23 protein-coding genes and 2 pseudogenes are annotated in these 22,216 nt (G+C 70.1%); 17 read left to right on the top strand and 8 right to left on the bottom strand.

The window, feature by feature from the left end:
* Nucleotides 1–127: 127 nt before the first annotated feature.
* The 3 genes from AOK08_RS38220 to AOK08_RS38230 are packed head-to-tail and all read right to left on the bottom strand — an operon-like array spanning nt 128 to nt 2,785.
* Complete coding sequence (locus AOK08_RS38220) at nt 128–1,063, bottom strand: FAD-dependent oxidoreductase (RefSeq protein WP_055534666.1); 936 nt, start codon at nt 1,061–1,063, stop codon at nt 128–130.
* A gap of 4 nt (nt 1,064–1,067) precedes the next feature.
* Complete coding sequence (locus tag AOK08_RS38225; protein ID WP_055534669.1) at nt 1,068–1,637, bottom strand: cysteine hydrolase family protein; 570 nt, start codon at nt 1,635–1,637, stop codon at nt 1,068–1,070.
* Nucleotides 1,638–1,660: 23 nt separating this feature from the next.
* Entirely contained in the window at nt 1,661–2,785 is a 1,125-nt protein-coding gene (locus tag AOK08_RS38230; RefSeq protein ID WP_241827276.1) for a helix-turn-helix domain-containing protein, read from the bottom strand.
* A gap of 219 nt (nt 2,786–3,004) precedes the next feature.
* On the opposite strand from AOK08_RS38230, the gene AOK08_RS38235 reads away from it, so the two are divergent.
* The 10 genes from AOK08_RS38235 to AOK08_RS38280 all read left to right on the top strand — a co-directional run bounded on the left by AOK08_RS38235 (nt 3,005) and on the right by AOK08_RS38280 (nt 11,589).
* A complete protein-coding gene (locus tag AOK08_RS38235) occupies nt 3,005–3,472 on the top strand; it encodes an NUDIX hydrolase (RefSeq protein ID WP_055534671.1) in 468 nt (155 codons plus the stop codon).
* Nucleotides 3,473–3,478: 6 nt separating this feature from the next.
* Nucleotides 3,479–4,141, top strand: a complete 663-nt coding sequence (locus AOK08_RS38240; protein WP_055534673.1) for a hypothetical protein — start codon at nt 3,479–3,481, stop codon at nt 4,139–4,141.
* Entirely contained in the window at nt 4,138–5,928 is a 1,791-nt protein-coding gene (locus AOK08_RS38245; RefSeq protein WP_055534675.1) for a DUF4254 domain-containing protein, read from the top strand. The genes AOK08_RS38240 and AOK08_RS38245 overlap by 4 nt, the downstream gene beginning before the upstream one ends.
* A gap of 51 nt (nt 5,929–5,979) precedes the next feature.
* Complete coding sequence (locus AOK08_RS38250) at nt 5,980–6,555, top strand: phosphoribosyltransferase family protein (protein WP_055534677.1); 576 nt, start codon at nt 5,980–5,982, stop codon at nt 6,553–6,555.
* Nucleotides 6,552–7,727, top strand: coding sequence for a glycosyltransferase family 9 protein (locus tag AOK08_RS38255; RefSeq protein ID WP_055534679.1), 1,176 nt, complete (start codon nt 6,552–6,554; stop codon nt 7,725–7,727). The genes AOK08_RS38250 and AOK08_RS38255 overlap by 4 nt, the downstream gene beginning before the upstream one ends.
* Nucleotides 7,727–8,866: a hypothetical protein gene (locus AOK08_RS38260; RefSeq protein WP_055534681.1), complete on the top strand. Its 1,140-nt coding sequence runs from the start codon at nt 7,727–7,729 to the stop codon at nt 8,864–8,866. The genes AOK08_RS38255 and AOK08_RS38260 overlap by 1 nt, the downstream gene beginning before the upstream one ends.
* Complete coding sequence (locus tag AOK08_RS38265) at nt 8,851–9,612, top strand: SDR family NAD(P)-dependent oxidoreductase (protein WP_055534683.1); 762 nt, start codon at nt 8,851–8,853, stop codon at nt 9,610–9,612. The genes AOK08_RS38260 and AOK08_RS38265 overlap by 16 nt, the downstream gene beginning before the upstream one ends.
* A gap of 10 nt (nt 9,613–9,622) precedes the next feature.
* Nucleotides 9,623–10,162: a histidine phosphatase family protein gene (locus tag AOK08_RS38270; RefSeq protein ID WP_241827277.1), complete on the top strand. Its 540-nt coding sequence runs from the start codon at nt 9,623–9,625 to the stop codon at nt 10,160–10,162.
* A 159-nt stretch (nt 10,163–10,321) separates the two neighbouring features.
* Nucleotides 10,322–10,792 carry an NUDIX domain-containing protein gene (locus AOK08_RS38275; protein ID WP_055534687.1) on the top strand — a complete coding sequence of 157 codons (471 nt, stop codon included), beginning with the start codon at nt 10,322–10,324 and terminating at the stop codon, nt 10,790–10,792.
* Between the two features lie 230 nt (nt 10,793–11,022).
* Nucleotides 11,023–11,589 carry a peptide deformylase gene (locus AOK08_RS38280; protein ID WP_241827278.1) on the top strand — a complete coding sequence of 189 codons (567 nt, stop codon included), beginning with the start codon at nt 11,023–11,025 and terminating at the stop codon, nt 11,587–11,589.
* Nucleotides 11,590–11,715: 126 nt separating this feature from the next.
* On the opposite strand, the gene AOK08_RS38285 is transcribed toward AOK08_RS38280, so the two are convergent.
* The 4 genes and pseudogenes from AOK08_RS38285 to AOK08_RS38295 all read right to left on the bottom strand — a co-directional run bounded on the left by AOK08_RS38285 (nt 11,716) and on the right by AOK08_RS38295 (nt 13,632).
* Nucleotides 11,716–12,129 (bottom strand): hypothetical protein, encoded by a 414-nt coding sequence (locus AOK08_RS38285; RefSeq protein WP_157876973.1) that lies wholly within the window; start codon nt 12,127–12,129, stop codon nt 11,716–11,718.
* Between the two features lie 63 nt (nt 12,130–12,192).
* Nucleotides 12,193–12,333 (bottom strand): annotated as a pseudogene (locus tag AOK08_RS49025) (zinc finger domain-containing protein); the annotation flags it as partial.
* A gap of 221 nt (nt 12,334–12,554) precedes the next feature.
* Nucleotides 12,555–13,244, bottom strand: coding sequence for a hypothetical protein (locus AOK08_RS38290; RefSeq protein ID WP_055534691.1), 690 nt, complete (start codon nt 13,242–13,244; stop codon nt 12,555–12,557).
* A 106-nt stretch (nt 13,245–13,350) separates the two neighbouring features.
* Nucleotides 13,351–13,632: a hypothetical protein gene (locus AOK08_RS38295; RefSeq protein ID WP_055534693.1), complete on the bottom strand. Its 282-nt coding sequence runs from the start codon at nt 13,630–13,632 to the stop codon at nt 13,351–13,353.
* 194 nt (nt 13,633–13,826) lie between these two features.
* Here AOK08_RS38295 and AOK08_RS38300 point away from each other — a divergent pair, with 194 nt between their 5' ends.
* Nucleotides 13,827–15,611 carry a hypothetical protein gene (locus AOK08_RS38300; protein ID WP_241827279.1) on the top strand — a complete coding sequence of 595 codons (1,785 nt, stop codon included), beginning with the start codon at nt 13,827–13,829 and terminating at the stop codon, nt 15,609–15,611.
* Nucleotides 15,612–15,713: 102 nt separating this feature from the next.
* Here the strand turns inward: AOK08_RS38300 and AOK08_RS38305 are convergent, their stop codons facing one another.
* Complete coding sequence (locus AOK08_RS38305; protein WP_055534696.1) at nt 15,714–16,541, bottom strand: SDR family oxidoreductase; 828 nt, start codon at nt 16,539–16,541, stop codon at nt 15,714–15,716.
* Here AOK08_RS38305 and AOK08_RS38310 point away from each other — a divergent pair.
* The 6 genes and pseudogenes from AOK08_RS38310 to AOK08_RS38330 all read left to right on the top strand — a co-directional run.
* On the top strand, nt 16,540–16,785 hold the full coding sequence (locus AOK08_RS38310) for a hypothetical protein (RefSeq protein ID WP_055534698.1): 246 nt from the start codon (nt 16,540–16,542) through the stop codon (nt 16,783–16,785). The two genes, AOK08_RS38305 and AOK08_RS38310, sit on opposite strands and share 2 nt — an antisense overlap.
* 358 nt (nt 16,786–17,143) lie before the next feature.
* On the top strand, nt 17,144–17,278 hold the full coding sequence (locus AOK08_RS48590) for a hypothetical protein (RefSeq protein WP_277816060.1): 135 nt from the start codon (nt 17,144–17,146) through the stop codon (nt 17,276–17,278).
* On the top strand, nt 17,275–18,015 hold the full coding sequence (locus AOK08_RS38315) for a coenzyme F420-0:L-glutamate ligase (RefSeq protein ID WP_055534700.1): 741 nt from the start codon (nt 17,275–17,277) through the stop codon (nt 18,013–18,015). The genes AOK08_RS48590 and AOK08_RS38315 overlap by 4 nt, the downstream gene beginning before the upstream one ends.
* Nucleotides 18,012–18,404, top strand: a complete 393-nt coding sequence (locus AOK08_RS38320; protein ID WP_055534702.1) for a shikimate dehydrogenase family protein — start codon at nt 18,012–18,014, stop codon at nt 18,402–18,404. The genes AOK08_RS38315 and AOK08_RS38320 overlap by 4 nt, the downstream gene beginning before the upstream one ends.
* Before the next feature lie 375 nt (nt 18,405–18,779).
* On the top strand, nt 18,780–21,587 hold the full coding sequence (locus AOK08_RS38325; RefSeq protein ID WP_241827280.1) for a DEAD/DEAH box helicase: 2,808 nt from the start codon (nt 18,780–18,782) through the stop codon (nt 21,585–21,587).
* A pseudogene (locus AOK08_RS38330) lies at nt 21,584–22,216 on the top strand (SWIM zinc finger family protein); the annotation flags it as partial. The gene AOK08_RS38325 and the pseudogene AOK08_RS38330, both read left to right, overlap by 4 nt.

A 22,216-nucleotide genomic window follows, 5' to 3' on the forward strand; every position in this document is an offset into this window, starting at 1 on the left:
ACGCGGTAGAGGTCCCATGCAAGCTGTCCGGTCGTCCGGCTGATTCATCTCCACGATCACACCGAAGAACACCGGTTGGATGGATCGGGATCGGGACCTCTACTGCGCGCGACGCAATCAGACAGGTTCAGCGGGGCGGAAGGAGGTCCCGAGTCTCGTAGTAAGCGTGCAGCGCGGCTTCGCTTCCCGAGCCTAAGGCGGTCATGATCCGCTGGAAGCCGGCCGAGCGTAGATCACCCGCGATGATGACTCGAGGGTGCTGGTCGGCGGGGGGACAGTAGCCTTCCGCGTCACGGACGAGGTCGCCCGAAGGGGCGGTAGGGGAAGTGCCGATGCTGAGATAGGTGAAGTCGGCCGTCACCATCTGACGCTCGCCGTCGCGGCCCAGTATGTCGGCCGTCGACGCCTCCCCCTTCGGGTGCAAGGTCACGTGATCGGCGGGAAGGAGGGTCACCCGGGGCTCATCGCGGATCTCATCGATCTTGTAGTCGTCAGTGCGGGGGTAGGTCACCAGCAGACGTGTGTCGGTGGTCGGGTGGGCTCGCAGGAAAGTTCCGATCGGTCGGTCGCCGCCGAGGATGAGCAGCGTACGGCCTTCAGCAGTATCGCCTTCCGCCTGCCACAGGGGCGCGAGGATGAGGTCGGAGGGAGCAGTGATCCACGCGGCATCGCTCGGCTGAAGAGGGCCGACACCGGTGGCAACGATGACGTGCGGAGCGAGCAGCTGAGTGCCCGTGTCCAAGGTGACCGTCACAAGGTCGTCGGCCGTACGGAGGCTGATGGCACGGCGGCCGAGTTCAATGCGGCACAGCCCGGTGTTCTTGACTTCTTCCGTGATGGAATCGGCCAGTTCAGGGCCGCTGGTGTAACCGCCCAGGACGTTGTTCAGGGCCGGGATGCGGTACAGGTTGCGGCACAGGGCGTCCGGTTCGATCAGTACGGAGCGCATGCCGACGCTGGCGGCCATGCGAGCAGCGGCGCAGCCGGCCGGGCCTGCGCCGATGATGATCAGGTCGGCGTCGGGGGTTGCGGGTGTTCCGGGGCGAGGCGAGGTGGCGGCCATGGGGCTATTCCAGCACCACGGCCGGGTCGTACGAGGCGAGTTGCCGGATCACCTGGCTCGTTGTGATGAGCTGCCCGGGGCCGATGAGGCGGCGGGCGACGGTCAGGCCGGCGTCGTGGACGTCCCCTCCGGCGTCACTGGCGCAGGCGTCGGTGACGATCCAGGGCGCGTAGCCGTGTTCGAAGGCGTCGGCGGCGGATTTGAGGACGCAGCTTTCGGTGGCCACTCCGCAGAAGACCAGGTCACTCCAGCCGGCCTTTTGGATCAGTTCGGTGGCTTCCGGGGTGAAGAGGGTGTACCCGGTCTTGTCGAGGACGGCGCGGGCGCCGGCGGCGTGGTCGGCGAGTTCGGGCACGATGTCGGTCTCGGGCGGCCCCTGAAGTCGGCGCCACTGGAAGAACTTCTCGTAGGGGCTGTCGGGGTAGTTGAAGTAGCGGGTGAAGATCACCGGCCTGCCCGCTGCAGCCCAGGTGGCGGCCAGGTCGGCGACGGCGGGAACGGCATGCAGGCTGTGGCGGTTGACGAAGCCGTTCTGCATGTCGATCACGACCAGTGCCGCATTGCCGATGTCCATCCCGAGTCTCTCCTCGCTCGCTGTCAGCTGACGCCTTCGCGCAGCGCGTCCTGCGCGGCACGCAGACGCTCGTCCAAGCCGCTGGTCTTCATGATGGCCTCCCTCATGAGGACGTGCTGAGCGGTCTCCTGGGCGCGGGCCGTGGTGAGCCGCGAGTGTGCGGCACGCAGGAAGCGCCAGCCGTACTCGCTCGGCATGGAGGGGTCCTGGCCGTCCTCGATCATCTGCTGGATCTGGCCGGTGAAGCACCACAGGGCCTGCACCGTCAGTTCGCAGGCCACCAGCTCGTCCACGGTGAGGGCGCGCTCGGGCGCGACGGCCGCGTAGGCGACGCCGGACCAGCCCGCGTATCCGGCGGAGATTCCGCGTACGCCGAAAGACACGATGTCGGGGTGGTCGAATCCTGTGGCCAGGAGCTTTTCCTCCACCTCACCGTCCAGTGGTGCGGGCCCGCCGGCGGCGCCGCGGTCGACGAGGACGGACGGGGTGGACAGCAGGCGGAGCGCGGTGTCGTACTGGCTGCCGGTCCAAGGGCCGGAGGCGAGCCAGTACAGGGACAGGACGTATTCGGGGTTCGGCAGCCCTGTGTGGTCCTCACCGAGGAGGTCGCGGATCTTCGCCTTCGCCCAGGGAAGGTCGGCGGCGTAGGAGCGGTAGCGCCACACCGCGAGCTCGGTGAGCGACGCGGGTGTGTGGGGCTCGACGAGGTGGAATACGGCGACGCCGCAGGCGAAGACATGGAGGGTGCACTCGGCGGCGGCGTGTTCCACCTGGGCCGCCGAGGAGTGCAGCCAGGCGTCCTCGGTGTGGTGGGTCATGTCGGCGCGGAGCCGCTGGGCGCACTCGGCGCCGATGAAGACCGGCAGGAACTTGTGGGAGTCGACTTCGATTCCCACGGCGGTGGTCAGCGCGGTGCTGTGGAGTCCGAGGGCTTCGGCGAACCGCGTCTTGGCGTCGTCGGGGGCCTGGGCCAGTGCGGTGTCGAGGATTGCCTGGATTTCGGGGCTCGGAACTTTTGCCTCACCGCCTGCCTCCCAGTTGGACACTGCGCGGTCGCTGATGCCCAGTTGGTCGGCGAACTTGCGGATACTCAGGCGCAGGGCGTCTGTGCGGAGCAGCCGGACACTGTGGCCGGTCCACTGCCTCACCGTGACCACTGCCGTACCCCCGTCCACTCTCGTCCGACCGCTGAAGTCCCAACGTCGCGAGGCATGTTCAGCATTCGTGCAGCACTGGTTCAGCATCCGTGCATCACACCTGGGTCCTGGTGTGCTCCATCCTGAATCCGCGAGGCTGGAGATCCTCACCGCGATGCGGCGCTCCGCCTCGACTGTGTGACGTACCGCAACCAGAAGGAAATCTACGCGATGACCGCAGTCGTCAAGCGCAGTGCCCGCGCCATCCTCCTCGACGGTGACGAACTTGTCCTGATCAAGCGCACGAAGCCGGATCGGGCCCCCTACTGGGTAACGGTCGGCGGCGGCGTGGAGGCGGACGACGAGTCCGTCGAAGCGGCCCTGCACCGTGAGGTGTTCGAGGAACTCGGCGGCACGGTGGAAGGTGCCGAACTCGTCTACCTGATCACCGACGAGCTGGACGGCGGCATCGGCATCCAGCACATCTTCGCCGCACGCCTGGTGTCGATGGACCTGGCCGCCCGCACCGGCAGCGAGTTCAGCAAGCCGGAGCGGGGCGGCTACGAGGTGGTCCGAGTGCCGTTCACCGCCGCAGCGGTGCGTGAACTTGACCTGATGCCGCCCCAGTTGGGGGAATTCATCGCCGCCAATACCGGGGCGATCTCCTCCGTCCTGGACACGCCGGTCCGTAAGGCGTGAGCGCCGATGCCCACCGCGTGGCCGGGCTTCGTCAGCCTCAACGGTCCTGACAACGTCGGCAAGACGACACAGCTGCGGCTGCTGGCCCGGCACCGCAGCGGATGCCAGCCGCTGGGCGCGATCCATGACCACGACCCCGAGCCGTGGGAACGGGTGGCGGCCGGCGACTACGCGGCGTGGTGGTTCGAGACGTCCACCACCCTCGAGTTGACCGGGATGCTGCTGGCCGGCCACGCCAAGCGGGCCGCCGCCCGGGAGCCGGGCCGCACGGGTCTGCTCGACCGCGGTCTGCCCATGCTCCTCGCGGTGGCCGCCGCGACCTGCGCGGTCAAGGAGCGAGTGCCCGTCCAGCAGGCCCTGGACACCGTGGCCGACATCGCCGGTGCATACCCCAGTCCACCGGAGACTGCTGTTCTCCTGGTTCCCGCGCTGGATGCCGAACGCAGTTACGCGATCACCAGTGCCCGGGAGGGCCGTCCCTGGACCGGTGTCTACCCCTCCTACCAGAAGACACTGCACGCGGTCCTGCTCCAGCAGGCCGACCACGGCTCCTACGCCGCGGTGGTGACCTGCGAGGACCGCTCGCCCGACGACGTCCACGCTGAGATAGCCGCTTTCCTCGACAGCTCCCTGCCGGCTCTGCCGCTCATGGACGGGAACCCCCGATGACCGTATACGCGCCCCTGGTGATTCCGCCTGGACTGGCCCACGCCGTCCACGCTCTGCCGGAGAAGGACCGCCGGCGGCTGGACGACGCCGTCACCCGGCTGCACACCGTCAACGGCCGCTTGTGGGACGCCGAGGACCTCGTGCGCGGCGCCGCGCTGGGGGCCGGACACGTGGCCGACGGCAAGCGGGAGATCGACCAGCTCAACGCCGAGCGCAACCAACTGGCCGAGCGCGCTGACGAGATCCTCGGCACCCTTGCCGGGCCCGACCGCGCCGATGTTCCGCTGCACACCGAGACCCTCGCCTCGGTCGTGGACCGGCTCTCGGTCCTCACCTTGAGGATCTGGCACAGCGAACGCGTGGCGAAGCGGGACGAGCTGATGCGCCGTCGCATCCCCGCCCTGCACCGGCAGCGCGAGGAGCTGTGCTCCGCGCTCGATTCCCTGGTCCGTGCTGTCGTGGCCGGGAAGCGGCGCCTGCCTTCACCGGCTCGCTACAAGCTGTACGGTCAGGACGAGGCGGCAGTGGAGGTCCAGCCGAGTACTCGCCTGCGGCGGGTCCTTGCCTTCGGCGGCCTCAGTGAGTGCGGCAAGAGCACCAGCGCGGAATTCGTCCGGGACACCTGCGGCGCCCAGCGCCTGAAGATCGGGTACCTGTTGCGGCAGGCCGCGCACCGCCGCAGCCTCGCCGACCCCTACACGCTCTCCGCGCGCCGCCAGGCCGAGTTGCTGCTCGACGAGCTGAACCGCTTCGCCGAAGGCAACCCGGACACGCGGCTGTTCACCATCGAGTCCGTACACGACGACGCTTCGATCGCCGAGCTCAAGGACCTTCTGGGCGACCGGCTGCAGATCGTGTATCTGGACGCCGATTTCACGGTGCGGGTCACGCGGTCCGGTACGGCGCCGCAGGCCGTGGCCGCCAAGGACGAGGTCAAGATGAGCCGCGGTGCCCACCGCGTGGCCGCGCTCGCCGACCATGTGATCGACAACTCCGGCAGCATCGCTTCCTTGCGTGCCCAGCTGCGACGCATCGCCCTCCCGCCCGCCTCCACAACCCTGCGGGTCGCCACTCCGTACGGGCTCGGCCTGCCAGCCGTCGTCGCCTCGGCCACCGCCGACTTCACCGACGCCCTCCGCGCGCACGCCGGTGTGCGGCTCGCCGCGCTGACCGGCAGCCCGGGCGAGGGCGGCTGGATCGCTGGCTGGTCGGACCTGGACCTCCTCGTGATCGCCGAGCACGAGGCCACCTTCCACATCCATGAAGCCCTCGCGCACTACCGCGCCGCGCTAGCGGGCGTCACGTCTCTCGGCCCGTCCCTCATGACGCCGGGCGAACTGACCGCGCGGCACCTCACCCCGCGCCTCGCCTTCGCGCTGCACCAACTGCAGCAGGGCCATCCCGTCCTGCACGCCGCGCCCGGCATCGAGCTGCCCGCCGTCAGCCGCGCCGAGCTCGACCTGGCCGCGGTCCGCGAACTGCCCCAGGTCATCCTCACCCTGCGCCGCCTGCGCGCCGACGCCGGACCCGACAGCATCCGTCAGCTGTACAAGCACCTCGTCCTGGCCTGCCGCCTGCTGCTGCGCGAGCACAACCAGTGGGAGACCGGAGCCGACCGTATCCTCGCCGCCGCCTCCCGGCTGCCCGCACTGCCCGCGTTCAGCTTGCCGCCGCTGGCCGAGGTCTCCGCTGTCTGGCGCGACGGCAACCGCGAGAGCACGCTCAAGCCCCTCACCGTCGCCGTCGACGGCTTCCTGGACTGGTACGCCGCGCAAGTCGCCGCCTGACGTCCCGCCGCCCGGTCCGCCCTCCTCCTCTTCGTCCGCAGGAGCTTCGCCATGCCCGAAACCCGTGTCGTGCCGCTGTTCTCGGCGCGTGTCGTCGAACGCCTCAGCGCCGGTGCAACCAGCCGCCCCGAACGCGTCATCCACTCCCTGGACGGCATCGAAGACCCCGTCCAGCCCGAGGCACTGGCCGCCACCGGACAGTCGTTGTGGAAGCACGTGGAGGCGCAGCTGTCGTACGCCGACAGCACTGCGGACTTCCTGCTCGGACTGGATGCCGGCGGCATCCTGCCCACCGTCGCGCTCGCCACCGCCTCCCACCTGCCCTACAAGATCGCCTGGAAGCTCCACCTGCCGCTCGACGGCGCGGTCCGCTTCCGCGAGCCGCACGCGATGCGCACCGACGTCTTCGCCTACGGCATCGCCCCCGGACAACGGATCGTCCTCGTGGACGACGAGATCACCACCGGCCAGACCCTCGCCGACCTCACCGTCCGGCTCCGTGAGGCCGGGGCCGAACCGCTGGCCGCCGCCTGTCTCGTGGAGGACACCACCCGCGGGGCCCGCGCGCTCCTCGACTCCCTCGGCCTCCCCCTGATCTCCCTCACCACGATCGGGGCCGCCCCGTGACCACGCTCACCCCCGTTGGCATCGCGTTCCGCCCGGGAACACAGATCCACTCCGCCCACACCGTGCACACCACACCCCTCGGATACGACCGCGCGAGCATCCCCGTCGGCTCGCCGCTGCCGGTTCCCGCCTCCTCCGAACTCGTCGACCGGCTCAACACCTGCGACGAGATCGAGGTCAGCTTCCACGGCAAACTCGGCGACACCCTCCTCGCCCTCGCCGCTGTCCGCGTCCTGACCGAGTGGCGCTCACTGCGTGCGCTGTCCACCACCGTCCGGGCCACCGGACCGTACACACAACTGATCGCCCGCTCCGGACTGCTCACCCACACCTCGCCGCCCGACGACGACGCCCGAGCGGGCGTCGGCCGGCGGGCCGTGATCGGAGACCGGGCCGGCATCGAGACACGCGGGCCGCAGGCCGCAGTGAGCGTCGTGTGCGACCCGGCCGCGCCGCCCGGCTGGTCCAGCGACGACCGCGCCCACCTCGACCTTCCCACCCGCCACTACCTCGCCCTCGAACGGCGCCTGGGCATCCGCCTGCCCGCCACCGCACCCTTCACCCCGCTCCTGGTGAGCCAGGCAGGCGAGTTCACCGAGAAACTGCGCGCGGCCGGATGGCTGGACGGCCTCACCATCGCCGCCATCACCGCGACCAGCTGGCCGGAGCTCAAGGACTACACCCCCCGCCGGTACATCAACATCGCCAGGCAGATCGCCGACGCCTACAACACCCGGGTCAACCTGCTCGTCATCGGCGGCGATCCGGGCACCGGGATGAACATCTCCTCGCAGACCGCGCGCGGCAACGTGGAGATCCTGTATCTGGACGGGATCCCGGCCGACGACCTCGCCGACCTGTTCCCCCACTGCCGACTGGTGATCGGCAACGACACCGGCCTCACCCACCTCGCCGCCATGACCCGTATGCCCAACGGCGGCGGCCCGCCCGTCGTCGGCCTGTACGCACGGCACAGCCACAGCAAGTGGCGCACCGGCCTGCCGCACCATCACGCGATGGCCGCCGCCCTGTCCGAGCGTATGCACCAGGGCGACCTGTGCCCTGTACGCGATGTGATCGCCCCGTCCCCGGACATGGATCTCCACATGGACGTCTTCGACCCCGCCGCCCTGGCCGAGCTCTGCCTCGACCTGCTGAACGGGGTCCGCTGATGCCCGGCCGGCACCGCCTGCGGGTCGGACCAGTGCAGCGCTTCACCCGCAACCTGGTGTGCCCCGTCGATATCCCCGGCCGCCGCCTGCTGGTGAAGTACACCCGCGACCCGGCCGAGGCCCGTCAGGAGATCCACGGCCACGCCCGCCTGGCCGGCCACTACCGGGTCCCGGCCCTCCACGCCCGCCTGCGCGTGCCGGGCGGATACGTCCTGGTGTACGAGCGCCTACCCTCCGGCACGGACCGCGGGCTGCTGCTCGACCTGCTCAACACAACCGAGCCCACCGACGAGTTGTACGCCTACATGTCCCAGCTCACGGCCGCCTACCGGGACGTCATGCTCGCCACCGCGCAACTGGCCTGTCCCGAACGCGTCGTGGGCAAGCTGTACCGGGACCGGGCAGCGCCGGGCGGCCGCCTCGACACGTACTACGCCGGAGCGGACTTCCCCGTCGCCGACGGCCTCGTCGACATCCCCATCTCCCGCCTCGGCGACTACACGCTGCACATCAACGGCCAACCCCACTGCCTGGACTGGGCCGCCACCCTGGAACAGCTTCGTGCGGACTTCGCTACGGCGGAGCCGGTGTGGGCGGCCCTGACCCAGGGCGATCCCACCGACGTCAACCTCGCCCACCCCCTGGCCTGGTTCGACTACGACACCGCCGGGCTGAACAGCATCGTCGGCGAATTGGCGAACTTCCTCTGGTACATCTGTGCCCTCGGCGGATGGCTCGTCCCCACCTACAACGTGCCCGCATTCACCGACCACCCGGCCACTTTCGACCACGTCCCGGCCAACACCCCCGAGATCCACCGGGCCGAGGTCGACCACGCCGCCCGGACCGTCCGCATCGACTACACGCTGCGCCTTGCCGGACCGCGCCGATCCGCCGTCACCGCGTACTGGAACGACCTGGTCCGTCCCGTCGCCGAACGGCTCTGGCCCGGCGGCAGCCTCGCCGAGCTGCTGCGCCCGTACGTGGCGATGCGCATCCTCGGCGTCTACAACCTCGGCGAGCTGGCCCCGCGCGACCGGCTAGTCCTCCTCGCACGGCTCGCCGAGCTCCTGAGTCCCGCCTTCGACCCCACCACCTACTTCTTCTGCCCCCAGGAGGCGTCGTGCCCGGCTCCCTGAACGGACACACCGCGCTGATCACCGGGGCCACCGGTGGCATCGGCGCGGCCATCGCCGAACGCCTGGCCGCCGACGGGGCCGCAGTCGTCCTCGCCCACCTCGACGACCACGAGGCCGCCGACGCGCTCACCCGCCGCTTCACCCAGGCCTCCATGACCGCCTTGCCCGTGGCCGCCGATCTCCGCGACCCGGATTCCGTCCACGCACTCTGCCAGCAGGCCCACGAACGCCTCGGACCGATCGACATCCTCGTCAGCAACGCCGGCGCCTACCCCCGCATCCCCTGGGCGCAGACCACCCCCGGCCGCTGGCGCGAAGCCCTGGACACCAACCTGACCAGCCACTACCTCCTCGCCCACGAACTCACGCCCTCCATGACCGACCGCGAGTGGGGACGCGTCATCACCATGGGCTCCGTCCTCGCCACCGCCGGCCGCCACGACCTTGTCGGCTACATCAGCGCCAAAGCCGGACTTGAAGGACTCACCCGCGCCCTCGCCCGCGAACTCGGCCCGTCCGGCATCACCGCCAACTGCGTGGCCCCCGGCTCCATCCGCGTCCCCGCCGAGGACGCCGTCGTCGACGACCCCGAAGCCATGACCGTCCGCCAGCTCGCCCGCCAGTGCATCCAACGCCGCGGTACCCCCTACGACGTAGCGGCCGCCGTAGCCTTCCTCGCCTCCGAACAGGCCGGATTCATCACCGGGCAGACCCTCCGCGTCGACGGAGGCTGGGTTCTTGGCTGACATCTGGCTCATGCGCCACGGAACCTACGAAGGCCACCGCCCCGGCTACCACGCCCCACTCGACGCACCCCTCACCGCCGAGGGACGCGCCGAGGCACGCCGCTCCCTGCCCCTCCCAGAGGGCGTCACCGCCATCGTCACCAGCCCAGTCCTCCGCGCCCGCCAGACCGCCGCCGAGCTCGCGCGCCTCACCGGCCTGCCGATCATCGCCACCTCGCCCCTCCTGGCCGAGTGGCGTGCCCCGAGCATCGTCCTGGGCCACACCCCCGACACCTATCCGCCCGCGTACCGCGCGTGGCGAGAACACCGCCTCGCCCACCCGTCACTACGCTGCGGTGACGGCGAAAGCCTCACCGACCTCTACAGCCGCGCCACCCGCTGCGCCGCGTTCCTCCGCCACACCGCCGACGAGCACGGCTCTCTCTTGGTCGTCTCCCACACGCTGCTCCTCGGTGTTCTCACCCAGCTCCCGGAAGGGCCAACGGCCTTCACCACCGCGGCAAGAAGCCCGTGGCAATTCGCCGAGCGCCGCCTGCTGACCATCAGCTGAGCCACCACTGTGCTGCCTCCACCAAACCTGCGGCAGACGAGAGTTGGTGTCATCGGGCTGTGCCGACCTCTCCTGACCATCCGCTGGAGAGGACCTCAGCTTCGGCAAGACTGGACCCTGAACACCCCCGCCCTGACCGGATATGAGCAGGAGTTCCACGTGACCGCCTCGGTGACCCCAACTGTCCGCAACGCCGCCAAGGCCGTCATCATCCGCGACGGCCACGTCCTGCTCCAGCGCGCTGTGTGGGAGGAACAGCAGTGCTACTTCCTTCCCGGCGGCGGCCAGCACCCTGGCGAAGCCCTCGACAACACGGTGCGCCGTGAGGTCCTTGAGGAGACCGGACTCAAGGTCGGCGTCGAGCGCATGCTGTGGCTACGCGAGTACATCGGTGTCCATCACGGCGGCGCACCGGATGACCACCGAGTCGAAGTCGTTTTTCTCTGCCGGCCAGAAGGCGATACGGAGCGGCTCGGCGGCCACGCCGAAGACGACGCGCAGACCGGTCTGGAGTGGGTCAAGTTGGAAGGGATCCCTGGCCGCAACCTGTTCCCCCTCGGGCTGCGCAGCCTGATCGCCGCCTTCGCCCACGGCGAGCCTCCCGCCGGATACCTCGGCGACATCGCCTGAGGCAAAGCGGATCGACGGCCGCATGCCGGCCGTCCCCGAACAAGGAGCGTCCCCGGCCGGTCCGACGGGTACCGCCTTCGACGTGCTCAGCCAGCTCGCACCTCGCGCACGAGGTCTTTCTCTCGCCTCCGGCAGCCGTCGCAAGCGGCCATATGGGTGAAACGGTCAGTGCCGCGTCGCACCGTGCGAGAAGATCTGGATGTCCGGCTGTGTAAGGGGAGTTGATCCGGGTGCGACCCAGCGAGCAGATGCGCGACCTCGGCATCGTCCAGTACGGCGCTCCCCTCCTGGCCGAGCGCGCCCGCCCCTTCACACTCCCCGACGAACGGGAGACTGCAGACGCGGTCATCGCGCGACTCCTGGACGCCGTGGAACACATCCGTCGCGCGCACGACTTCTCCGGCAAGGGCCTGGGCGTGGCCGCCCCGCAGATCGGCATCGGCCGGGCCGCAGCAGTCGTCCAGCCGCCCGCAGCTGAGCCGTTTGTGCTGCTCAATCCCCGCATCACCGCGGCCTTGGACGAGTTGGACGAGAAATTCGAAGGGTGTTTGTCGCTCTTCGACGTAAGGGTCCCTGTCCTCAGACCATTGCGGATCACGGTCGAGACGGCGACGCCCGAGGGCAGCACCGTGACCACGGTCTTCGAACGGGGTAACGCGAGGCTGGTCGCACACGAGATCGACCACCTCGAGGGCGTTCTGATTGTGGACCGGATGCGGCCCGGCGGGACTCCGGTGTCCGTCGAGGAATACCGGAAGACAACCGAGGCGACGGGCCGGGCGTGGTCGTACGAGTAGGGAGTTCCACACAGCGCAATGCCCGGCGCCCCGGCGCGCGCCACGTCGCTCCTGCACACCGTCGCCAGGCCGGAACTCTGCCGTACCGGGCGCGCCGCGGGGTCTCGGCGACAGCTGGCAACACGGTCAGGGCTGGGACGCACAGGGTCCAGGCTCGGGCAGCGGGTTGCCCTCCCAGTCGGCCTTGGCCGCGTTCCACTCCATTCGAAACCGTGCGGGTAGTTCCCTACGCTCGATGACACAGGCCGCAAGGGGGTTGAGGCGGACCCCTGCGGGTCCGACCCGTTCGACGTAGCCCCGGGCCGCGAGACGGTCCACAGCTTCGAAGACCTCCTCGCGCGACAGGAAGTCGAGTGGCATGAGGAAGAGCCCGATCCCGAGGTTCTTGATTTCCAGTTTCTCGGCCCGGTCTGCTCCCGCTTGTTCCAGCACGAGCCACATCAACACCGCGGCCTCGTACTGTGAACGGGCTACGTCCCGTGCAACGTCCTTGTGCAGCGAGACAACCAGGGTGTCGGCGTTGTCGGGGTCCAGTTCCATGAAGTGACGGTCGGCGTCCGGCGGCAGGATCCGGTACAGGGGCGCTTCCATGGCCTGCTCGGCGTCCCGAATGCGGCCTCGGTGCAGCTGAGAGCGGCCGGCTCGGTCCGCCGCGCATTTCTCCCCGGGCTCGGCCCGGCAGTCCGGACACGTACGGCCTCGGGCCCTTTCGCGTACAGCCACTGGCACTGCTCGACGGCTCATGATCTCCTCTCACCTCGGCAGCGGTTCCCCGGTGCGCCGGCCCGCGATTCCCGGGGACGGAGGATCATCGTGCACCGGACGAGGGCGCCGTTACGCCTGAGCGTAGCGGGAGTTCAGGTCACCACAACTTCCGCCGAGAGGGTGGCAGCACGGACTCCTGCTGCCGCCGAGCTCTTGGGCGGCGTCCCTGGTTCGTCTCCTTCTCCTTCGCCGGAGAGCTTTCACGGTGCAGGGGCGCACCGCTCGCACCGGTGGTAGTGGCGGCCTCCTCTGGGTCCGGTGTTCCGCTCCATCCAGGAGCGGGTTTCCCCGGCGGTCATGGCGTGGAACGGAATGGAGTAGGTCAGCGGCAGGAGGTCCATCGGGGGCTGGTCGTAGGCGTCTGCGCGGTGGGCGAACGCGCGCAGCGCCTCGGCGTTGTCGGCGGCAGGCGGATTGAACTGCTGGGGCATGTCCCGGCGCAGGACAGGGCAGCCGACTTCATGAAGGCCGTTGGCGCTGCCTGCGGCATACGGGTAGTGCTCGGGAAGTGTCCAGCGGCGCCACCGTTCGGCGGCCTGGGTCAGGGAGTTGGCGAAGGCCGTGTGGTGGCGGGCGCAGGTCTGGCAGGTGCCGTCGCGTCGGCACCAGGCGAGTTTGTCCTCGTCGTCCTCGTAACGCCAGCAGTCGGCCCGCGCGTACATGGCGCCGACCGCGCGCAGCAGGACGTCTCGCAGGTCCCCGGCCTTGAGCTCGCCGTTGTCGATAGCGGTAAGCAGATCGAGTACGGCCGGGAGTTCGATCTCGAACCCGAACCCCTCCTTGATCATCCGCTCGCGGGAGCCGGGGAACGAGCTGCCGAAGGTGAATTCGACCTCGGGGAGCTCGGTGCCGGGAACGGGCCGCAGAGTGACCTTGTGCGAGGACGGCATGGTGCGTCTCCATGGAAGAGAACTGGACTGGCAGGGACGGCCGTACGGGCTGCGCACCCGGCCCCGCGCCGGACCGGCGGGCGGCTGTCGTGCCGCCGCAGGATCGCTACACGGCCAGGGCGGCCCGGCCCGCCTCTGTGGGTTCGACCATGTCACCGCGTTCTCCATTGGCGGGGATGACGACGCGGACGAGATCTTGCTGCGATAGCCCGACCGAGACTCCGTACCACTCCATCTGGCGCAGCAGCCACGCCTCGTGCCCGGGATGGTGTTCGTTCATACCCGCCTCGGCCGGATGCAGCTCATGGAAGAAGTCGGACATCACCACCGGCTCAGGGGACTTGGCGATCAAGGTGAGGAGGTCACGTTCATCGGTGCTCAAGGCCATGTGCTCAGGCTAGAACCGCCTTGGCCAGCACCACCGAACATGCAGGATCAGGTCGGCTGCGTGTCTTCCTGCAGCACCTGACGGCGTATTACACGATTCCGTACCGGCGAACGGCGTCCACCGGTACCGTCGCACCGAACCATGCCGTGAGCAGCCCGTCACATGAGGTCGCAGTCCGGGAGAGGTCGAACGTAGTGAACGCTGGGATGTACCGGCTGTGGCAGCAGCTCGCCGTCACCGAGGGACTGCCGGACGAGGCGCTGCCCGCGGTGATCGCGGCGTTGTGCACGCCGTCCCAAGTCTTCTACGGCGTCGACAACCGCGGCGAGGAGTGGCGCAAAAAGGCCCTCGCGAAAGCGTTGCCCGTACTCCTGCCGCGCGCGACCGAGCCGACACTGCGCGGCCCTCTGCTGCAGCAGGCCGACGACACGCAGCTTGCCGAACTGGCCGGCCTGGGCGTGGTCACGGCCGCCGACCTTCCAGCGATCCTGGCCGACCGCCGCCCGACACCTGAACTGGTCGTCGGTCTGGCCCGGCACCCCGACCAGGTCGACGCGGCGATCGGCCTGCTCGCCTTCTTCCAGGACACCGACCTGGAGGATGTCCTCAGTGCGTGGAATCGACACCGCTACCGCTCGGACTCCGAGCCGGTTCCACCCCTGCCGTCGGCCCTTCTCGACGCGGTGCTGGAGCAGGCTCTCACCCCATTTGCCCGTCTGCTCCAGAATCCAGGCCGGCACGAGGGGTGGGACATCTGCGCCCATCCGGAGTTGGGGCTGCCCCACGACTTCGGCGAGGGCGCGCCCTGGCGCATCCTCCACGCCTGCCCCGACCAGTGGCCCGACCTGGCCGAGCACCCCGTCCTCGGCTCGGCCGTCCAGCACCTGCTGCTGGACCACGCCGAAGTGGAGGCCCGTCGCAGCCGGGCCTCGGCGACGGGCTCCTCGTTGGCCCGCAGCGGGGAGGACGAACCGGCCGATGAGCCGGAACCGGCTCCAACGCTCAGTGCCGATCTGCTCGGGGCATGTCTGCCCGCCCTGTGTCTGCCGGAGATGGCCGACCTGCCCAAACCGAGTGTGAGCGCCCGCCATCGTCTCCACCGCGTCGCCGACCGGGTGCGCTCCAACCCTCGTCTCCTGACCATCGCGGGCGAGCAGCTGCACACCGTGGCCGACGAATGCGTGCGCCGCGGCCGCCTGCTTGCCCTGCCGCGCAAACAGGACGACGCCCCCGCCCACAAGTCGCTCACGGTGGCCCAGGACCTGGCCCTGCTCAGCACCAACTCCCAGCACCTGGCCAAGGCGTGTTCTCTGCTCGCGGGACTGGAACAGCCCACCGTCGTGACCAGCCCGCCCGGCGCCCAGCTGGCCCGCATCACGGCCGGGACCGATCTGCTCAGTCCGGTCCGGCTCCTGGAGTCCCGCTGCCAGCATCAAAGGGCCGCCGTGCTGGTCGCCCTCGCCGCCAACCCCCATACCCCGCGCATCGCGGTCACCGAGGCACTCCCCCGGCTCCACCCTCTCGAACTCGCCTGGATCTGCGCCCAGCCGGACAAGATCCCGGACTGGCTGGGCGCGGCTGCCGCCGCTCTCACCCCGGCCGACGCGAGCGAGGCGGTGCTGCGCCTGGTGACCGACGAGGAACTCGACCGCCATCTCGATCCGGGCGCCGTCTTGCAGTCCTGGCTGGACACCCCGGAAACCGACGGCCCCTGGTCGCGCCACAGCATCTACCGCGCCATCCTCGGCTCCAGCCACCACACCCTTGACCACCTGCGCCAGCTGCCCGCAGACGAAGTCCTCACCTGCAACGACCCCGATCTCGCCCTGCCCTACCTCCTCGCCGGGTGCGGCGCCCGACCTGAGTCCTGGAACGCCCTCCTCAAGGCCCTCGACTACGGCCCCGCCGACGAGAAGATCAGCTTCGGACAGCTCCTCGACATCCTCCGAGCCCCCTCCCCCGCCAGTACAGCCCGATGAATGGCTGCCTCGGGCGACTCCCTACACGCCCCGCCGAGGCCCATGCGCCCTCCATCGGGAGGCTCGGCGGAGCGTGGACGAACGCGGCGCCTGGAGGGAACATCACGCTCCCTCGGCAAGGAACTGGCGGGCGCCGCGCAGCGTGGTGCGCAGCCTGCGCTGGGTCGCACTGCTGTCGAGCCGTACGTCGAGTGCGCCGGGAAGCGCGCTGTGGGCGCGCAAACCCGACGGGAGCCGGGAGGCGTCGAGCCCGTCCCGCTCGGCGATGAAGACGCCCAGGTCATGACGGCTCACGGCATCGGCTCCGGCGAGATGCTGAACTCCGTGGGCGTCGCCGAAGCCGAGTTCCAGCAGGGCTGCGGCCAGGTCAGCGACATGCACCGGGCAGCGGATGTCATCGGTGAACAGCACCCCGCTGCGGGTGCCGGCGGCGAGTTCGTGCACCGCCCGCACGTGCTCGGACCGTTGGTCGCCGATGATCAGCGAAGTGCGTGCGACGACGGCGTCCGGGGCAACGAATCCGATGGCCGTCTCGGCCGCGGCCTTCGCCGCGCCGTAGGGCGTGACCGGGTCGGGAAGGTCGGTCTCGTCGTAGTGGATTCGGTCGCCGGAGAACACCGCGTCGCTGGACACGTGGACCAGGCGGCTGCCGTGCTGTGCTGTAGCCATCGCCAGCCGGACCGGGCCTTCAGCCGTGACCGCCCAGTCCGCATGGCCGCTTGTGGCGTTGACGACGAGATGCGGGGCCGTCTCAGCGACGAGTGCGTCAACGCGCTCCGTGTCCCGAAGGTCGAGGGCGTGCCATATGGCACCCGGTGTGCTGGCGGGCCTGGTCGCAAAGGTAGCGGCTGTCGTATGGCCGGCCGCTACCGCCTGGCGCACCAGCTCCGTGCCCAAGAATCCGCTGCCGCCGATGATCAGGACCGTCATGGCGGGACACGGTAGAGCATCTGCGCGTCGCTCGGCCTCGTTTCCCTTCGAGCTGTGCGGCGGTCGGAGGGACGAGGCGAACCTGACCTCCCGCCTGGCCCGGCCTCTGATCGCCGCCACCACCGGCCACGACGTCCCCCAGCCACTCGTCGGCGACCTCGCCCTCTCCGCCTTCGCCGTCCGCACCGTGCGGACCGCTGCCGACACGCTGGACTCCCAACTCCACCCAGCTGTCGACGGATAGGGCATCGATGTGTTCCTCCTGCTGACCGCCGGCCGCCTCACCGCCATCACCGTGCAGAACCCGAAAGCGCACGCCGCATCGTTCCCGCACCTGCCACAGATCTACGACCAGGCCGTGCCGGTCCTCCTGGCCCTCACCGCCAGATGGCCCCCACAGCCCGTACCGGGAACGAGTGCACCGCCCTACCGCCCCCCGCAGCGAACCCTGGCCCCCGGTCGCCACGCCGCCATGCTGGCCACGCTCGAAGAACTCGCACCCCTGGACCCCCCGATACGATGCCTGTCCATGGTCGGTAGCCGTAGCCGACGCGTGGCAGGTCGTCAGAAACGGCGCCGCCCCTCACCAGGCGGCCCACGGATTGTGGCCGCACTACGTCCACCGCGTCCGCACCTGGCTCACCGCCGCGACACCGCTGAACGAGAAAGCGGCGCAGCTCGCCGCCGCCCACACCCGGCTGTTCGGCGCCCTGACCGCACGGAGCCACATTTCATGAGCACCACGATCAGCGCCTTCTCCGCCTTCGCCCTGGAGCCCTTCCCCACCATCGCACGCGGCGATGACCTCGCTGCCGTGATCACTGGCGTCCTGTCCGCCCTGGCCACGGATCTGCAGGACGGCGATGTGATCGTCGTCGCCTCGAAGGTCGTCTCGATCGCCGAGAAACAGTTCGTCGATCTCGCGGGCGTGACCCCCAGCCCGGCCGCCCTCGCCCTGTCCGCGCGCACCGGCAAACCGGCCGAGATCGTGGAGCTGATCCTCTGTGAATCCAGCGAGCACTTCGTGGCCGGGGAACGCGGACCGATCATCGCCCGGCACCGCCTCGGATACCAGCTGACGTCGGCAGGCATCGACCGCGCCGGGGCCGACGGGGCATGGCTGCTGCCCAAGGATCCCGACGCCTCCGCCCGCGCGCTGCGCGACGCGATCACGGCATCCAGCGGCGTCACCGTCGCCGTGGTGATCGCCGACTCCGACGGACGCGCGGACCGGCGCGGCGCCACCGTCATCAGCATCGGCGCCGCGGGCATCGCGCCGCTGCGCGTCACCGAGCACGCCGAGCCCGGCCAGCAGACCAAACGTCAGGAGGAGACCCTCACCGACCTGGTGGCGGCAGCAGCCGGCCTGATCCTCGGACAGCGCGGACGCGGTGCCCCCGTCGCCGTTCTGCGGGGCATCGCCTACGAGGCCAGCGACGATGGAGTGGCCTCGATGCTCCACCAAGCGCCGTGACACGGCTGGCCCTGCTCGGGTCGCCCGTTGACAGCGCGCTGTCGCCCGTTCTGCACCGAGCGGCCTATGCAGCGATGGGCTTGCCCTGGACGTACCACGCGATCGACTGCCAACCACGGGATCTGGCGGGCTTCCTGGACTCCCTCGACGGCAGTTGGCGCGGATTCTCCCTGACCATGCGGCTCAAGCGGACCGTCTGCCCGCTCCTGAACGAGGCATCAGAGACGGTCTCGCGGATCGGCGCGGCGAACACCATCGTCGTGACACCCAGCGGCCGGCTCGTCGGGGAGAACACCGACCTCTACGGGATAGTGCGGGCCCTGCGCGAAGCGGGCGTGGCTACCGTCTCCGTGCTCGGTACCGGAGCGTCACGCCCCACAGGGGCGTGAACGCGGTAATCCACTCGAACGGAAGGCCGTGTGGTAGGGCCCGCCGGAGGCGCACGGGCCGTCCCGTACCGGGAGTCCGCCTCGCGGAGAAGAGGGTCTACCGAATGCCCTGCAGCAGCCCTGCCGTACGGGCCCAGCCGAGCAGAAGCCGGAGTCCCGGCAGTTCGGCGCTGGATCCTGGTCCGGCTGCGCGCCGCGCCGAAAACAGACTCGTCGCGGGGGTGGGGGGGCGTCGGATGGTGCCCGCACCAGCCATGTCCCCCGATCGGGCCCATTCTCCTGGACTCCGCACGGGGCGAAGGCGCGGGGCGACAGACTGACCCGGTATGTGCCCGTGGGGCAAAGGCTCGGTTCTGAAGGGATGTTGGGCGTTCGGTGAGCCGCTACCGTCTGATCGACTATCCAGCCGCCTTCGATCCCGCCGACCCCTCGCGGGAGGGGCGGATGGTGTTCTGGCGGCCCACGGGGATCATGAGATCGGCGGACAAGCTGGCGGTGCCCTCCGATGCTGTCCTCGGGGAAGGGGAGGTCTCCGTCGTCCGTACGCAGCGCAACGGCATCCGGACCGCGCGGGCCCCGTACTGGTGGATGCCGGTCGAGGCAGCGCTGCCGGTACTGGCCCGCAGCCGTCTCGAAGACGACGGTGACACGGCGTGCCAGTTCTGGGGAGCGGCGTCGTTGTTCGCGCTGCATTTACTCGCGCGCGGCCGCATCCGGCCGGGGGTGACGGACACGGGGTTCGACACGTGGCGGGTGTCGCCGCAACTGGCAGAGGAGCACGCGCACTTCGACGAGCTCGTCGCCGCGATGCCGCCGTACGCTCACGCCGTGCCGTTCGGCTTCAACTCTCTGTTGCTGCCTGAGCCGGCGTTCTTGCTGTCGGCGTTCCTCGACGCGGTCGCCGACTCCATGCCGCGCACCCCGGGGGCGGTGTATCTCACCGGAGCGGGAGCCTTCGCGGACCGGAGGCCGCAGCATGTCCCCCATCTGGTGCTGGGTTCCGGCGACGGGCCGTCCAGCCAGCCTCCGGTCGGGGTGCGGGTCTCGCTGCGGGTGCAGCTCTCGGAGGACGGGGCGAGCGGGGTGCGGGCGGTCGTGATGGTCCGCGACATCGATCCCCCGCACGACCTGATGGACGCGGCCCATCTGTGGAGCCGGCCCGCCCCGCCGGGATCGAGGGATTCCGCACGCCAGGCGGGGACGCTGGTCGCGTTGCGCGGTGGCGCCCGCGTGTGGCCGCCTCTGGCCCGCCTGCTCGACGAGACCGCCGTGCCCGACGCGTTGGAGCTGGAGGTGGAGGAGGTCGGGGAGCTGCTGGGCGATGCCGTGCCCCGGCTGGTCAAGGCGGGATGCGAGGTGCACTGGCCCCGCGACCTGGTCCGGTCGTTGACCGTGCGGGCCGTGCTGGCCCCCCGCCAGAGTGCCTCCTCCTCGGGGCTCTTGGGCCCCGACACGCTGCTCAACTTCCGTTGGCAGGCCGCGCTCGGCGACGGCGTCGACCTCACGGACGCGGAGATGGACCGACTGGCGGAGGCCAAGCGTCCTTTCGTCAGGCTTCGGGACCGTTGGGTCCTGGTCGACGAGGCGCTCCTGCGCAAGGCTCGCCGACGGCACATCACGGACCTGTCCGGTGTCGACGCCGTCGCTGCGGTCCTCACCGGCGACGCCGAGGTCCGCGGTGAGGTGATTCCCGTCGCTCCGGGCGGGTGGCTCGCCGAGCTGCACACCGCTCTCACGAGCCCGGCCCCTGACCTTCCGGTGCCCGAGCGGCTCGCCGGCACCCTGCGGCACTACCAGCACCAGGCCCTGTCCTGGATGCGTCAGCTCACCTCGCGTGGGCTGGGCTGCTGCCTGGCCGACGACATGGGCCTGGGCAAGACCATCACGCTGATCGCGCTCCATCTTGCCCGTGCTCAGGAGGCGGCCACCCGCGGACCGACGCTCGTGGTGTGCCCCGCTACCCTTCTGAGCAACTGGCAGCGGGAGATCGGCCGCTTCGCCCCCGGAACCAGCGTGCGCCGCTTCCACGGGCCCCGCCGCAACCTGGACGGTCTCACCGACGACACGGTCGTGCTGACCACCTACGGCACCGCCCGGCTCAGCGTGGACGAACTCGCCGCACATGACTGGTCGTTGGTCACGCTCGACGAGGCCCAGCACGTCAAGAATGCCGCCTCCTCCACCGCCCGCGCCCTGCGCGCGATTCCTTCCCGGGCCCGGGTCGCGCTCACCGGCACGCCCGTCGAGAACAACCTGTCGGAGCTGTGGGCCGTACTGGACTGGGCGATTCCGGGGCTGCTCGGCCCTCTGGAGGCTTTCAAGAGGCGGTTGGCCACGCCGATCGAAGTGCACCGCGATCCTGCGGCGACCGCGCGGCTCGCCGCACTCGTGCGGCCGTTCGTCCTGCGGCGCCGCAAGACCGACCCGGGCATCGCCCCCGAGCTCCCGGCCAAGACCGACACCACCGAGTACACCCCGCTGAGCAAGGAGCAGGCGGTCCTGTACGAGGCGGTGGTCCGCGAGACGATGCACCAGATCTGCTCCAGCGAGGGCATCGCCCGGCGCGGCCTGGTGCTCAAGCTCCTCACCAGCCTGCGCCAGATCTGTAACCATCCGGCCCAGTTTCTCAAGGAACAGCATCCGCGGCTGGCCGGCCGATCCGGAAAGCTCGACCTGCTCGACGACCTGCTCAACGTCATCCTCGCCGAAGGGCAGTCGGCCCTGGTGTTTACGCAGTATGTACAGATGGGGCGGCTCGTCGCGGCGCGTCTCGCGGAGCGGTCCATCGGCCACCGAATGCTCCACGGCGCCACTCCCATCGCCCAGCGTCACTGCCTCGTGGACGACTTCCAGCAGGGCAGCTTCCCGGTGTTCCTGCTCTCGCTGCGGGCCGCGGGCACCGGCCTGACCCTCACCCGCGCCAGCCATGTCGTCTTCGTCGACCAGTGGTGGAACCCCGCCGTGATGGAGCAGGCCGCCGACCGCGCCTACCGCATCGGCACCCCCCATCCCGTCCAGGTCCACCGCTTGATCAGCGAAGGCACTCTCGAAGAGCGGATCGCCGACCTTCTGATCGCCAAGAAGGATCTGGCCGACTCCGTACTCGCCGCCACGGCAGAGGGGTTGACGGAGCTGTCCGACGAACAGATTGCCGACTTCGTCTCGCTGAGGAGCCTGCGATGACCCTGCCGGACAAAGGCCCGAACCTGATGTGGTTCCCGCCCGCCCCGCCTCTGCCGGGCGACCTTATGGCGGAACGCGCCGGCGGCCGGGCCTGGCTGCTCGCGCTCGTCTCCCGCGGCCAGGCCGGCGCCGCCGCGTTCACCCGCGCCCGCGCCTACGCGCGCACCGCACCCGTCGCCCACCTCACTCTCGAGCCGGGCACCGTCCGCTGCTGGAGCAACGAGAATCCCGGACCCCGCAACGACCCCTATGCCTACGTCCCCCAGCCCCACCCGACCATCCGCATCCCGGTCCTGGACGCGTCGCAGTGGCGCGATCTCGCCCTGATCACCCGCCATCTGGCAGGCCGCTGGGCGCATCAGCCCGCAGACGACGTCCTCATCGAGATCACCGAGGCGGGCGCCCGCAACGGAATCCATCTGGTGCCCACCCTCGACCGGTGCGAGGCCTCCTGCCCCTGCGCCAGCCGGGCCGACCTGTGCAAACACGCCGCCACGGCCCTCTACCAGGTCGCCCGCGCCGTCGACGCACAGCCGCTGGCCCTCCTCCTGCTCGCGGGGCGGGCCCCGACGGACTTCTTCGCCGCGCTGAAGGACCCCGACCACCCCAGCCTCCAGCCCCGCTACTGC

This window comes from Streptomyces graminilatus (genome assembly GCF_001418565.1).
Lineage (GTDB): Bacteria > Actinomycetota > Actinomycetes > Streptomycetales > Streptomycetaceae > Streptomyces > Streptomyces graminilatus.